At 71.8% G+C, this 14062-nt stretch carries 10 protein-coding genes; 4 read left to right on the plus strand and 6 right to left on the minus strand.

Features of this window, described 5'->3' with window-relative positions:
* Nucleotides 1-155: 155 nt before the first annotated feature.
* Entirely contained in the window at nt 156-1214 is a 1059-nt protein-coding gene (locus tag AC31A1_RS31540; protein WP_489656595.1) for a PucR family transcriptional regulator, read from the minus strand.
* A 270-nt stretch (nt 1215-1484) separates the two neighbouring features.
* Here AC31A1_RS31540 and AC31A1_RS31545 point away from each other — a divergent pair, with 270 nt between their 5' ends.
* The 3 genes from AC31A1_RS31545 (at nt 1485) to AC31A1_RS31555 (ending at nt 9276) form a co-directional block, all read left to right on the plus strand.
* A complete protein-coding gene (locus AC31A1_RS31545) occupies nt 1485-2114 on the plus strand; it encodes a hypothetical protein (protein ID WP_489656596.1) in 630 nt (209 codons plus the stop codon).
* 109 nt (nt 2115-2223) lie between these two features.
* Nucleotides 2224-4371, plus strand: coding sequence for a flotillin family protein (locus tag AC31A1_RS31550; RefSeq protein ID WP_489656597.1), 2148 nt, complete (start codon nt 2224-2226; stop codon nt 4369-4371).
* A gap of 87 nt (nt 4372-4458) precedes the next feature.
* Nucleotides 4459-9276 (plus strand): DNA repair ATPase, encoded by a 4818-nt coding sequence (locus AC31A1_RS31555; RefSeq protein WP_489656598.1) that lies wholly within the window; start codon nt 4459-4461, stop codon nt 9274-9276.
* Between the two features lie 43 nt (nt 9277-9319).
* Here the strand turns inward: AC31A1_RS31555 and AC31A1_RS31560 are convergent, their stop codons facing one another.
* Entirely contained in the window at nt 9320-9679 is a 360-nt protein-coding gene (locus AC31A1_RS31560; RefSeq protein ID WP_393751180.1) for a hypothetical protein, read from the minus strand.
* Between the two features lie 281 nt (nt 9680-9960).
* Between AC31A1_RS31560 and AC31A1_RS31565 the strand changes: the two genes are divergently transcribed.
* Complete coding sequence (locus tag AC31A1_RS31565; protein ID WP_489656599.1) at nt 9961-10965, plus strand: acyl-CoA desaturase; 1005 nt, start codon at nt 9961-9963, stop codon at nt 10963-10965.
* 6 nt (nt 10966-10971) lie between these two features.
* Here the strand turns inward: AC31A1_RS31565 and AC31A1_RS31570 are convergent, their stop codons facing one another.
* From AC31A1_RS31570 to AC31A1_RS31585, 4 genes are all read right to left on the minus strand, one after another.
* Entirely contained in the window at nt 10972-11721 is a 750-nt protein-coding gene (locus AC31A1_RS31570) for a GAF domain-containing protein (RefSeq protein ID WP_489656600.1), read from the minus strand.
* Entirely contained in the window at nt 11718-12464 is a 747-nt protein-coding gene (locus AC31A1_RS31575; RefSeq protein WP_489656601.1) for a GAF and ANTAR domain-containing protein, read from the minus strand. Before AC31A1_RS31575 ends, AC31A1_RS31570 begins: the two co-directional genes overlap by 4 nt.
* Before the next feature lie 64 nt (nt 12465-12528).
* On the minus strand, nt 12529-12951 hold the full coding sequence (locus tag AC31A1_RS31580; RefSeq protein WP_489656602.1) for an STAS domain-containing protein: 423 nt from the start codon (nt 12949-12951) through the stop codon (nt 12529-12531).
* A gap of 175 nt (nt 12952-13126) precedes the next feature.
* On the minus strand, nt 13127-14062 hold a 936-nt coding region (locus AC31A1_RS31585), incomplete at its 5' end, for a transcriptional regulator (protein WP_489656603.1).

Genomic DNA, 14062 nt, shown 5'->3' on the forward strand with positions numbered 1-14062 from the left:
CCACGGAGAACCCCACGGACTCCGGCCCGGAATCGACCTCGTACATCGGCACCACCCTGGGCTGACGCCTCCGCCCGCACGTCCCCGCACACCCCGAGCGACCACGCCGCCGTAGATCCATCCGGGCGCGAGGTCGCTCTTTGCGTCCCGGCTCCTCACAGCTCCGTGTCGGGCCAGTCCAGCAGGCGGGCCCCGATGACCGCCGTCTGGAGCGTGTACCGCTGGCCGGGGTCCGCCGGGTCCGCGCCGGTCAGCTGGTGGATGCGCTCCAGCCGGTACGTCAGCGCGCGCACGCTCAACGAGAGCCGGCGCGCGGACTCCGCCGCCACACAACCGGCGTCGAAGTACGTCGACAGGGTGTCCAGCAGCGGGCGCGCACCGCCGCGCGCCCTGGTCAGCGGGCCCAGCGCGTCGAGGACCAGATCCGCCATCGCCTGCCGGTCGCGGGTGAGCACCGGGTAGACCAGCAGGTCGGCGGCGCGCAGGAGGGGGCCCTCCAGATTGAGCCGCTCGGCCAGTTCGAGCGTGTTCAGGGCTTCCTCGTACGACTGGACGATCCCGCCCGCGCCCGGCTGCGGCCGGCCGATCGCCGCACGGGCGCCCTCCGCGGCGGCGTACGCCTGCTTGGCGAAGTGGGCGAGGATGTCGTCCTGGTCGCCGGGCGCGACGCACAGCATCCGGCCCGCCTTCGTGGTGAGCAGGATGCTGCGGTCACCGAAACGGCTGATCATCGCGCGCTCCACCTGACGCGGCACCGGCGCGCTCTCGTCGTACGGCGTCGGGCCCTGGACCACGGCGACCGCGTGCGAGTGGGAGAGGCGCAGGCCGAAGCGCTCGGCGCGTTCCGCGAGCCGGCCCAGATCGCTGCGGCCGTAGAGCAGGTCGTCGATGAACTCCCGCCGCGCCGCCTCTTCTTGGCGTACGGCGAGACGCTGCGCGCGTTCGTAGCCCTCGGCGAAGGCGTCGACCACCTGCTGCACCGCGGCAAGGGTGCAGTCGGCGGCGCCGGGGGTCTGCGGCCAGGCGGCGCGGGTGGCGGCCAGATGGGCGTTGACCAGGGAGCGCAGTCCGTGACCGGCCTCGGCCGCCTGCTCGCCCAGGGCGCGGCGGGCCGCCAACTCGGCCCGGGTCAGGCGGCGTCCGGTGCCGGCGACCTCCGCCAGGAGCGGTGCGTACCCCGCCAGATAGTGCTCAGGTATGTCGCGCTCCGGCAACTCCGCCCCCGTTTTTCTTGACGCCCTGGTGACGCTTTCTTAGCGCGTCATCGGCATCAAGACCCTAATGAACACTGCCGGGTTCCGGCAATGCGCGGGCGCGCACCCCGCGTGCACCATGGCGCCAGGGGAGCACCGCGGAAGGTTCCGGTGCCGGACACCGGCAGGTGTCCTGCACCGGGACCGCGATCCGCGCTTCCCCGGAGTCTTCACACTCTTGGCGCGTGCTGAACGCGACGGGCATCGGACAGGGAACGGGGGGCCGGGATCATGGGGGCGTTCTTCGCTGCCGCGACCGGTTTTCCCACCGTCGTCTTCACCGCCGCGCTCACCGTGGTCGTCCTGTTCTGGCTGCTGGTCGCGCTGGGCGCGGCGGACGCCCACGGGCACGCCCATGTTCACCTCAACTCCCGTGCGCACTCCGGCGGCTGGGGGCTCGGCGGGGTCCCGGTGACCCTCGCCTTCTCGCTGTTCACCGCCGTCGGCTGGCTGATCAGCTACTGCGCGAGCGTGCTGCTCGTCCCGTCCGGCCCGGTCGGGGTCCTGGTCGGGGCGGTCGTGCTGACCGTCACGGTGTACGTCTCCTGGCAGGCGACCAAGCTGCTCGTACGACCCCTGCACCGCCTGTTCCCCGACGAACACGGGCCGTCCCGGCTGGACTTCGTCGGGCTGACCTGCACGATCCGCACCGGGCGGGTCGACGCCGGGTTCGGACAGGCGGAGGTCAGGTCGGCGGACGGCTCGGCCGCGGTGGTCCAGGTCCGGCAGACGGGCAACGACGCCCTCGCCGGCGGCAGCACCGGACTGCTCTACGCCTACGACGAGACCGGCGAGTTCTTCTGGGTCGCGCCCTACGACAGCGCGCTCGACCCGCGGACCGGCCCCGGCACGACGGGATAGGCCGCCAACTCAGGCCGCCCGCACGCTCGTTGACCTCCGCTCGCCGCTCTCACTCGCTGATCCCTGCCTGCTCGTCGACCACCCTTCTCATCTCTTGGGGACCCATGTCATGAATGCCATCACCGTCGGCATCGGTGTGTTTGTCGCCGTTGTCCTGCTCATCGCGCTCACCCTGCTCCTGGTGGTCGGCCGGCTCTTCCGGAAGGTGGAGCAGGGGCGGGCGCTGATCGTCTCCAAGACGAAGAAGGTCGATGTCACCTTCACCGGTGCGGTCGTGCTGCCGGTGCTGCATAAAGCCGAGTTCATGGACATCTCGGTGAAGACCATCGAGATCCGGCGCACCGGGCGCGAGGGCCTGATCTGCCAGGACAACATCCGCGCCGACATCCACATCAGCTTCTTCGTGCGGGTCAACAAGACCGTCGAGGACGTCATCAAGGTCGCGCAGGCCATCGGCACCCAGACGGCGAGCGACCCGGCGGCGATCCAGGACTTCTTCGCCGCGAAGTTCTCCGAGGCGCTGAAGACCGTGGGCAAGCAGCTGGACTTCGTCGATCTCTACACCAAGCGTGAGGAGTTCCGGGACCGGATCATCCAGGTCATCGGCACCGACCTCAACGGCTACCACCTCGACGACGCGGCCATCGACTTCCTCGAACAGACGCCGATGACCCAGCTCGACAACCAGAACATCCTGGACGCGCAGGGCATCCGCAAGATCACCGAGCTGACCACGATCGAGCACGTCCGCACCAACGAGTTCCAGCGCACCGAGCAGAAGGAGATCACCCGGCAGAACGTCGACGCCCGGGAGACCATCCTGGAGCTGGAACGCCGGCAGGCCGAGGCGGAGATCAAGCAGCGCCGTGAGGTGGAGGTCCTGCGGGCACGCGAGGAGTCCGCCACCGCGAAGGTGCAGGAGGAGGAACGGCTGGGCGCGCAGACCGCTTTCCTCCGTACCGAGGAGCAACTCGGCGTCCAGCGCGAGAACCAGGCCCGCGAGATCGCCGTGGCGCAGAAGAACCGCGAGCGGGTCATCGCCGTCGAGAACGAGCGCATCGAGAAGGACCGGCTCCTCGAAGTCATCGCCAGGGAACGGGAGACGAGCCTGTCGGGAATCGCCCGCGACAAGGAGGTCGAGGCGGAGCGGCGCGAGGTCGCGGACGTGGTCCGGGAGCGGATCGCCGTGGACCGTACGGTGGCCGAGCAGGAGGAGGCCATCAAGAAGCTGCGGGTGGTCGAGGAGGCCGAGCGCACCCGCCAGTCGGTGATCATCGCCGCCGAGGCGGAGGCGCAGGAGAAGCTGGTCAAGGACATCAAGGGCGCCGAGGCCGCGGAGGCCGCCGCCAAGCACCGCGCCGGTGAGCAACTCACCCTCGCCGAGGCCCGGTTGAAGTCCGCCGACCTGGATGCCCGCGCCAAGCTGCGGCTCGCCGAGGGCATCCAGGCGGAGGCGGCCGCGGCCGGACTCGCCGAGGTGCAGGTCCGCGACAAGGAGGCCGAGGTCACCGTGAAGGCCGGCCGCGCCGAGGCCGAGGCGACGGGGGCGCGGCTGCGCGCGGAGGCGGAAGGCACCGAGGCCCGGCTGCGGGCGGAGGCCGAGGGCACCCGGGCCAAGGCGCTCGCGGAGGCCGAGGGTGCGCAGGCCAAGGTGCTCGCGCAGGCCGAGGGCGTACGGGCGAACGCGCTCGCGGAAGCCACCGGCATCGGCGAGAAGCTCAAGGCCGAGGCGGAGGGCCTCACCGAGAAGGCCGCCGCGATGGCCGCCCTCGACGACGCCTCGCGCGGCCACGAGGAGTACCGGCTGCGGCTCCAGGCCGAGAAGGAGATCCGGCTGGCCGGGCTCGACGTGCAGCGGCAGGTCGCCCAGGCGCAGGCCACGGTCCTCGCGACCGGCCTTGAGCACGCCGACATCGACATCGTCGGCGGCGACTCGGTCTTCCTCGACCGGCTGATGTCGTCGATCTCGTTCGGCAAGAGCGTCGACGGATTCGTCCAGAACTCCCAGACGGCACAGGCGTTGGCGCGTCCCTGGCTGGACGGCACGTCGAACATCGCCGACGACCTCGCCCGCGTCCTCGGCCCGGTCTCCACGGCCGACGTGCAGAACCTCACCGTGTCCGCGCTGCTGATGAAGCTGATGACCTCGGACTCGGCGAACGCCGGTCAGGTACGGCAACTGCTGGACAAGGCAGGCGAGTTGGGCCTGGCGGACACCCCGCTGGCCGCGCTCAACGGGCACCCGGTCAAGGCCTGACCGGCCCGACCCCCACCAACGGTCCGGAACTGCCGCACAGGGGACGGCAGTTCCGGACTCACCCCCTGAGAATCCGAGAGGGACCCCATGACCACCGGCCTGGACACCGGCACCTACGAGGTCCTGCGCGACCGCCTCGCCGCACAGGCCGCCGAACTCGCCCGCCGCGCGGAGACGCTCAACGCCCGCCGCACCGAGGAGTTCGGCTCCACCCGCCTGGAACTCACCGGCACCGAACGCCTCGACACCGAGCACCCGGCCGCGCCGCGGGACATCGTCGCCGTAGGAGACACCCTCCTCTTCGGCCGCCAGGTCTCCCTCGGCGTCACCCGCGAGACGACGGTGGCCGACGTCCTCGCCCTGCACGACTGCCACGACCTGCGCCGACTGCCCGAGGACGCCGTACCCGGACTCCTCGACGACCCGGACTTCGTGCGGGAGTTCACCGCCCTGCACCGGTACTACCGTCAGGCCCGCCTGCTTCAACTCCGGCGCCTCGAAGGCAAGTTGCTGGCCGTCTTCCGCACCGGCGAGAAGGCCGACGACATCCGGGTCCTGCGCTGGGCGCTCACGGACGACGGCCGGTCGGCGACCTTCCTGGACGCGCACGGCGAACGCGACCACGTCTTCCCGCCGCCGTACGACGTCGACTGGACGGAGACGACCCGCGAGGACCTCGTCCCCGGCCGGCATCCGCACGTCCGGATCCAGGACGGGCTGTACGTCGACACGGTCGGCGGGACTCTCACCGTCAAGGTGGAGGACAACACCGAGACGGGGGAGGGGATCTACTCCGAGCCGGTGGACGAGCCCTTGCAGTCGCCGGCCGACGCGGAGATCGCGTATGCGCGGGTGGGGGCGCTGATGCTGCTGCGTGTGCGTCCGTACAAGGAGGAGGCCCGGCGCTGTCTGGTCTTCAACACGCTGACCAAGGCTGTCGTACGGCTCGACGGGATCGGGCTGTCGTGCCATCGGCTTCCCGAGGAGCAGGGGATCGTGTTCCCGGGCGGGTACTGCCTGGCCACGGGGGTGTGGAAGACCTTCGAAGTGGACACCGCCGGGCTGGAGTTGGAGCGCGTGGTGCGCTCGCCCAACGGTGAGGACGTGCTGTTCGCGTACCGGGCGCGGGTGCCGGGGCGGAGCCTCCTGCTGCCGTACAACGTGATCCGGAAGGAGGTCGCCAACCCGCTGTCCTGCCAGGGCTGGGCGCTCTTCGGGGACGGCACGCTGATGGTGCTGCGCGCGGATGCGGAGGGGGAGGCGGCTCGCGTTCATCCCTTGCGGGTGTGGCGTACTCCGTATGTCTCCGACACGTACGCCGCCGCTCAACTCGTCGGCTCCGGGCCGCTGTTCCGCGTGGGGAACGCCGATCTCGTGCGGGGCATCTCCGACTGTCTGTCCCTCGCGGGGGCGGTGGCCGGGATGGAGCCCACGGCGGAGGTGTACGAGGCGCTGGTCGGCGCGTGTGTCCGGGCGGCGGACTCGTACCACTGGCTCGGGGACGCCGAACTCGGCGATCTGAGCGGCCCGTTGGAGGACGTCCGGGTCACGGCCGAGCAGGTCCTGGCCGAGTTCGAGACCGTCCGGACGCTCACCGCCCGCGCGGCCGACGCCCTCGCCGATGCCATGGAACGGCTCACCGGGCTCGTACGGCGGCTGCGGGGCGAGGCGCCCCGGGACGCGGCGGGCTGGGTCGCCGGGCTGACCGAACTCCGGCGGGCGCAGGGGCACTTGCTGACGTTGAAGGAGATGCGGTACGCGGACACCGCGCGGATCGAGGAGTCGGCGGCCGGGGCGGAGGCCGAGCTCGGGGCGTTCGGGCAGCGGGCGGTCGTGTTCCTGGCGGGCGAGGACGCGTTCGCCGGACACCATGAGGTGATCGGGGAACTGCTCGCGGAGGCGGGGGAGCTGGCCACGGTCGCCGAGTCGGCACCCGTGGCCGCCCGGCTCGACGAACTCACCGACGGGCTGCGGACGGTGACCGAGGTGATCGCCGGGCTCGACATCGGTGACGCCACGGTCCGTACGTCGATCCTGGAGCGGATCGCCGAGGTGCTGGGCGGGGTCAACCGGGCCCGCGCCACGCTGGACGCCCGGCGCAGGGAGCTTCAGGACCGGGAGGGCCGGGCGGAGTTCGCGGCCGAGTTCGCGCTGCTGGGCCAGGCGGTGACCGGCGCGCTCGCGGACGCGCCGACACCGGAGGCCTGCGACGCCCAACTCGCCCGACTGCTCGTCCAGTTGGAGAACCTCGAAGCCCGCTTCACGGACTTCGACGACTTCCTCGCCGAACTGACCGGCAGACGCGCCGAGATCTACGAGACCTTCTCCGCCCGCAAGCAGACCCTGGCCGACGAACGCGCCCGGAGAGCCGAGCAGTTGGCGGCCTCGGCCACCCGGGTCCTGGAGACGGTGGGGCGCCGGGCGGCCACGCTCGCCGACGGCGACGCGGTCAGTACGTACTTCGCCTCCGACCCGATGGTGACGAAGATCCGCCGCACCGCCGACCAACTCCGGGACCTGGGCGACCGGATGAGGGCGGAGGAGCTGACCGGCCGGCTCACGGCGGCCCGCGAGGAGGCGGTCCGCGCCCTGCGTGACCGCACCGACCTCTACACGGACGGCGGCCGGACCCTCCGTCTGGGCCGCCACCGTTTCGCCGTGAACACCGAGCCCCTCGACCTCACCCTGGTCCCCGCAGGAGACGGCGACGGTCTCGTCTTCGCCCTCACCGGCACGGACTACCGAACCCCGGTCGCAGACCCGGAGTTCGCGGCCACCCGCAGATTCTGGGACCGCCCGCTGCCCTCCGAATCACCGCGGGTCTACCGCGCCGAACACCTCGCCGCCCGCCTCCTCGACGAACACGGCGCCCAGTCCCTCGCCCAGGAACCCGACCTCGCCGCCCTGGTCCGCCGGGCCGCGCAGGAGTCGTACGACGAAGGCTACGAACGCGGCGTGCACGACCACGACGCGACCGCGATCCTCACCGCGCTGCTCCGCCGGTACGAGGGCGCGGGCCTGCTGCGGCACGAACCGGCCGCCCGGGCAAGGGCGTTGCTGTTCTGGACGCACGGTACGAGCGCGGAGGAGCGCGCGGGCTGGACGCGCCGGGCGCGCTCGCTCGCGCGGGCCCGCGACACCTTCGGACCGACCCAGGCCGTCACCGACTTCCTGACAGAACTGGCCGACCGGACCGGCGAGCCCGCCGCCGCGTACCTCTTCGACGAACTGACCACCGGCCCCGAGGGCTTCGTGATCAGCGCCGCCGCACGTACCCTCCTCGACAAGTTCCGCCGCACGACGGGGAGTTCGGCCTACGACGACGATGTGCTCGCCGTCGACGACCTGGCCGCCCGCCGCCAGCTGGTCGAGGCCTGGCTGACCGCGTACACGACGGCGTCCGGCACCGAGGCCGACCCGGGCGACCTCGCGGAGGCGGTGGCCGCTGAACTCTGCCCGGATGTACGGCGTTACGAGTCGGAGGCGCGGCTGACGGAGACGGTCGGGGGACTGCTGGGCACGCACCCGCGCATCGAGGCGGGGTCGTTGCAGCTCCGGGTCGATGAACTCCTCGCCCGGACACGGGAATTCAGGGCGTCTGACGTCCCCGGTCACCGCGCGTACCAGCGTCGCCGTACGGCACTCGTGGCGGCGGAACGTGCCCGGCTGCGCCTCGACGAGTACCGGCCGCGTGTGATGTCGTCCTTCGTGCGGGGGCGCCTGGTCGACGAGGTGTATCTCCCACTGGTCGGCGACAACCTGGCGCGGCAGATCGGTACGACGGGGGAGGGGCGGCGGACCGACACGGGCGGCCTGCTGCTGCTCATCTCGCCGCCGGGGTACGGCAAGACGACCCTCATGGAGTACGTCGCCGACCGGCTCGGGCTGGTCCTGGTCAAGGTCGGCGGGCCGGCCCTCGGGCACGGTGTCACCTCCCTCGACCCGGCGGAGGCCCCGAACGCGACCGCCCGCCAGGAGGTGGAGAAGGTCAACTTCGCGCTCGCGGCCGGCAACAACGTGCTGCTCCACCTCGACGACATCCAGCACACCTCGCCCGAACTCCTGCAGAAATTCATCCCGTTGTGCGATGCGACGCGGCAGGTGGAGGGCGTGTGGGAGGGCGTACCGCGTACATACGACCTACGGGGGAAACGGTTCGCCGTCTGCATGACCGGTAACCCCTACACCGAGTCGGGCGGCCGTTTCCGGGTCCCCGACATGCTGGCCAACCGTGCCGACGTCTGGAACCTCGGCGACGTCCTGACCGGCAAGGAGGCGGTGTTCGCCCTGAGTTTCCTGGAGAACGCGCTGACCTCCAACCCGGTCCTCGCCCCGCTCGCCGGCCGCGACCGCGCCGACCTGGACCTGCTGATCCGGCTGGCGGAAGGCGACACGACCGCCCGCGCGGACCGCCTTTCCTACGCCTGCGACCCCGCCGAACTCGCCCGGATCGTAGGGGTGTTGAGGCATCTCATCACCGCCCGGAACACCGTCCTCGCGGTCAACTCCGCCTACATGGCGTCGGCGGCGACGACGGAAGCGGCCCGCACGGAACCGCCGTTCCGGCTCCAGGGGTCGTACCGCACCATGAACCGCATCGCCCAGCGCATCGAGCCGGTGATGAACTCCCGTGAGGTGTCAGCGGTGTTGGACGACCACTACACCGCCGAGGCGCAGACACTGGGGACGGGCGCCGAGGCGAACCTGCTGAAGCTGGGGGAGCTGCGCGGCACGCTGACCGGCGAACAGGCGGTGCGCTGGGGTGAGTTGAAGGCGGCGTACGTGCGGTCGCGAGGCATGGAGGAGGGCGACCCGTTGGCCCGTGCGGTGGCGGCCCTCGGGGTGCTGGCCGAGCGGATCGGGGCGGTGGAGTCGGCGATCAACCGGGCGACCGGCCCGGGATGACGACCACCGACCTCCCCTGAGACCCTCCCTGTACAGCCAACTGCTAGAGCTGGAGCAGCCGTTGGGTGATCTCGCGGTACTGCCGCAGCGCGTTGCGGAACTCCTCGGACTCGGCCTCGGACGGGGACTCGGGGTCCTGGTCCGCCCAGGCGGCGCGGAGGAGGTCGCGGCGGGCGGCGAGCGCGGTCACGAGCTGTGCGGTGGCCTCGTCGTAGGCGCTCTCCGCCTCCTCCAGGGCATCGCGCGGGGTGTCGGCGAAGGTGTTGAGGGCGTGCCGTAGCTTCTGGAGGACCTTGTCCCGCTCGCTCGACGGGAGCAGCGGCTCCGGGCCCGGGGTGCGGCGTTCGGAGGGAACCCGGTTCTGGCCTGCGGGTTGTTGGGCGCGTGTCTGGTCGTACATCATCGGGAGTCGCTTCCGTCCCGCCCGAAGGCGTTTTTGGGATCGTCCTGCACCGGCCACTGCCCTGCGCCGTGCTGCCAGTCAACGTGCGGCGACGGTTCGTGTCAACGCGGCGGTCGCGCGCTCCCGGCCACCGCGTTCCGGCGCGGGCCGGAGTACCGTGGAAGGACCGAGGCCTTCGCGCGCCGATGTCCCGCTCCGGCGCCGTGTCCTCGCGTTTCCCTTCACAGGGGCAGCCCGTGACCCCGGCCGCGCCATCCGCAGCGAGGCCGAGGAGTCCCGGCATGTCGATCATCTCCACCCCGTCCACGACGGGAATCCCGGCGGGCACCGGCCCGCCGCCCCCGCCCTACGACGGCACCTCCCCCTTCCCGCCGGACGAGGGCCCGGCGCCCGTCCGGGACAGCGGGGACCGGATCTATGTCGGGGTCACGGCGGCGATCGTCGTCCTGCCGTTCGTGGGTCTCGGCCTGGCCGGCTGGCTGCTGTGGGGGCGGCTGATCCACCCCGTCGACATCGTGCTCGCGGCCGTCCTCTACACGGTCACCGGCCTCGGCGTCACGGTCGGCTTCCACCGCGGGCTCACCCACGGCTCGTACCGCGCGGTCCGGCCCGTGCGCGTCGCGCTCGCGGTCGCCGGGTCGATGAGCTTCCAGGGCGACGTCATCGGCTGGGTCGCCACCCACCGCCGCCACCACGCCTTCACCGACCGGCCCGGCGACCCGCACTCGCCGTACCGCTACGGCACCCATCTGCGCGGTCAGCTGCACGGACTGTTCGACGCCCATGTCGGCTGGCTGTTCCGCAACGACCGTACGCCGGCCGAGCGTTACGCCCCCGACCTCGTCGCCGACCCCGACATCCGGGCCGTCTCCCGCGCCTTCCCGTGGCTGTGCCTGTTCACGCTCGCGCTGCCGTTCGGCCTCGGCTGGGCGATCGGCGGCAGCTGGCTCTACGGCGTAACCGGCCTGCTGTGGGCGGGACTTGTGCGGATCGCGCTGCTCCACCACGTCACCTGGAGCGTCAACTCGCTGTGCCACATGATCGGTGAGCGTCCCTTCCGCACCCGGCGCCACGACCGCGCCACCAACCTGTGGCCGCTGGCCCTGCTCTCCTTCGGCGAGAGCTGGCACAACCTCCACCACGCCGAGCCCACCAGCGCCCGGCACGGCGTCGACCGCGGCCAGATCGACCCGTCGGCCGCCGTCATCCGCCTGATGGAGCGCGCCGGTTGGGCCTACGACGTGCACTGGCCGTCCGCGGACCGGGTCGCCGCCCGCCGCGCCTGACCTCGGCTACGACGCGCGCGGTGGTGCCGGGATGGTCCGGGTGTCGAAGTCGCCCGCGATGATCTGCGCCGCGAGGTCCGACAGGCGCAGATGGCGGGCGCGGGCGTAGGAGCGGAACGCGGTGAAGGCGTCGTCGACGGACGTGTTCCAGCGCTCCGCCAGCACACCCTTGACCTGCTCGACGAGGATGCGGCTGGTCAGCGCGGTCTGCAACTGGCTGTTCTCGACGTGCGACTGCTCCAGCGTGCGCTGCTGGAGCACCGCGATGGTGGCCACGTCGGCGAGGGCCTGGGCGAGCGCGATGTCGTCGTCGCCGAGGCGGTGTGGGGTGGTCTGGAAGAGGTTGAGCGCGCCGACGACCCGGTTGCGCAGCCGTAGCGGTATGGCGTGCGTGGTCACGTACCCCGTCTCGCGGGCCTGCGCCGCGAAGCGCGGCCAGGCCGCGGTCGCCTCGGCGCGCGTCAGGTCGATGTTGGTGCGGGGGGCGCCGCTGCGGTAGCACTCGACGCACGGGCCCTGGTCGTGCTGGAGCGCGAGGAGTTCCAGCAGGCGGGTGTGCTCGTCCGAGGCGGCGATGATCTGGAGTTCGCCGTCCGCGTCGACGAGGAGGATGCCGGCCGCCGACACGTCGAGCAGTTCGACGCAGCGCGCGGACAGCCGGTGCAGCAGGTCGATGACGTCGAAGTCCTCCACCAGGGAGTCCGCGACCTCCACGAAGATCTCGGCCAGACGTCGTTCGCGGGCCATGACCATCATCCCTCTCCAGTGTCGGGCGAAAACGGCCCGCTCATATCGTCGTCCAATTCGTCCCCGAAGCGGAGCCGGCGGGCGACCACGTCCGCCGCGACCTCTCCCAGGGGGCGTTCACTGCCGTAGGCATGGGCCCGCAGGCGCAACAGGGCCTCCTGGATGGGCACGCCCAGCTGGACACTGATCATCCCGGTCGCCTGGTGCACGACGGGGCGGTTCAGCCCGGTCGGCCAGTCCGGCATCGCGTCCGGCCCGGGTGCGGTGCCGTTCGCGTGCCCGTTCCCGTTCAGGAACACGCCGGTCAGCGCGGCCGTCAGGGCCGTGGCGTCGGCGTACTGCTGCTCGCTGATCCGTCGGTCCCCGGCGCAGAGCACGGTCAGTACGCCGACCCGGATCGCCCCGATGCCCAGCGGGAACCCGCAGACGCCCTGGACACCCATGTCGCGCGCGGCCGGCAGCAGCACCGGCCACCGCTCGGGGCGCACCCGGTCCAGGTCCGGCTCCAGCACGGGCGCACCGGTACGGACGGCCTCCGGGCCGGGGCCCTCGCCCAGGGTGAACTGGAGCTCCTCGAAACGGGCGCTCAGCCCGGGATGGCACCACAGCGGCTCGGCCGTACGGTCGGCGCCGACCAGCAGCGACAGGGCGACGCCCTCGGCACCCAGCGCCCGGGCGCAGGCCTGCGCGGGATCGCCGCCCTCACCGAGGCGCAGCGACCGCAGGACTTCGGCCATGCCGTCGCTGATCACCGTGCTCCGTTCCGCGGCCGCCGGGACACTTCGAGACGATGCGCCGACCGACGTCTGCCGTACCTTACGTGGCCCGGCGCTCCAGCGCGCGGTCGGCGAGCACACCCTTCGAGGCGTCCCGCACGCTCGCGTACCGCGGGAACCGCTCCACCAGACCGGCGGCCCGGAACACGAGCAACGGCCCCGGCCGGGAGTGCACGACGCGCAGCCACCCGAGCCGCCCACGACACTCCTCCCAGGCCGCGCTCAACGGCTCCAGAACACTGCCGTCCATGAAGGTCACGTCGAGCAGATCGACGACGACGAAGAGCCGTCCCGCGCCGTGCAGGGCCTCCTTCAGCTCGCGCGCGAAGGCAGGCACGGTCATCAGATCGAGCTCACCGCCGCCCCGCACCACTCGCAGTCCGCCTGCTTGTCCGCCTGTTTGTCCGTCCGGTTGTTCACCTGGTTCGTCGAACAGATCAGGATGCGGGCCCATGTGCCCCATCTCCCCTGTAAGAGAGTGGCTTTCGCCTTCTTGCGCAGGGCCTCTGTTGCGCGGAAAGGGACTGCACGGAGAGGGCCGGGGTCCCGGGCTGCCGTAGGACGAGCGTACTGCCGGGGAGGGATATGCCGGGAGCCGTTTCCGGCTAATGGATACCGGTTTCGGCCTTGTGCTTGCCTCAGTCGGCCTGATGCGGTACCCACTCGCTGTCGTCCAGCGAATAGCCGTACCGCGGACGCCCGCTCATTCCGCTGGTGTGGAACGGCTTCCCCTGATCGTCGATGCGCAGCACGCCCTTGCGGGTCCCGCTGGTCCACGCCAGCTCCAGATACCAGCGCACATCGTGCGACGCCGCGGCGGCCGTGATGTACAGGACCTCGGGATCACTCTCGCTCACCTTGTACGGCAGCCCCGTCTGCCCAGACTTCGGCGTGGCCACCGGCCGCGTAGCGTCCAGCCCGACGTCGAAGGAGTGCGTGGGCACCCCGCCACCGCAGCCGACCCCGACATACCCCATGGCATACGCGTTCCAGGCCAGCGGCGACCCGCTCTGCACCACCCGCACATTCAGCGACTGGAGTACGACGGTCTCCTGCCCGGTGCCCTGAACAGTGAGCTCAAGGAACTGGCTGCCCGCGGAGACGGCCCCCAGCGCACTCACCCAGCTCGGCGCGTCCTGCTCGGTGGGCGGCGGCGGCACCTTCGCCGCGTCCTCGTCGACCAGGTAGGTCTGACTGCACGGACTCTCCCAGGCATACGGCCGTGAGGTCACCGTCAGCGGAACGGCGGCCGCGGCCGCATCGGCGCCGCCGGCCTTGTCGCTCGGGGCGGCGGACGTGCCGGTCTTCGCCGTGGCGGACCCGGAGGGGCTCGCGCTGCCGGAGGGCGAGGTGGAGGAGGGGGAGGAGGTCGCCTTCGCCTTCGACGACGGGGAGGCGGAGGTGCCGCGTCCGGTGGAGGTCACGGCCCCGGCGTCCTGCTTCCGGTCGCCGCCGTCGCCACCGTCGCCGCCGGACACGAGACGGGGGACGAGCGCGGTGGCGGCGACGACCACGGCTACGGCGACGGCCGCGAGGAGGGTGGTGCGGCGGCGGGTGCGATTGCCGTTGCGGGG

This window comes from Streptomyces sp. P5F9 (assembly GCF_057961495.1).

Bases quoted from the DNA above. Each gene is read 5' to 3' on its own strand.
- AC31A1_RS31570 (WP_489656600.1), bottom strand. From the start codon at position 11,721: ATGATGGTCATGGCCCGCGAACGACGTCTGGCCGAGATCTTCGTGGAG.
- AC31A1_RS31580 (WP_489656602.1), bottom strand. From the start codon at position 12,951: ATGGGGCACATGGGCCCGCATCCTGATCTGTTCGACGAACCAGGTGAA.
- AC31A1_RS31545 (WP_489656596.1), top strand. From the start codon at position 1,485: ATGGGGGCGTTCTTCGCTGCCGCGACCGGTTTTCCCACCGTCGTCTTC.
- AC31A1_RS31560 (WP_393751180.1), bottom strand. From the start codon at position 9,679: ATGATGTACGACCAGACACGCGCCCAACAACCCGCAGGCCAGAACCGG.
- AC31A1_RS31550 (WP_489656597.1), top strand. From the start codon at position 2,224: ATGAATGCCATCACCGTCGGCATCGGTGTGTTTGTCGCCGTTGTCCTG.
- AC31A1_RS31555 (WP_489656598.1), top strand. From the start codon at position 4,459: ATGACCACCGGCCTGGACACCGGCACCTACGAGGTCCTGCGCGACCGC.
- AC31A1_RS31565 (WP_489656599.1), top strand. From the start codon at position 9,961: ATGTCGATCATCTCCACCCCGTCCACGACGGGAATCCCGGCGGGCACC.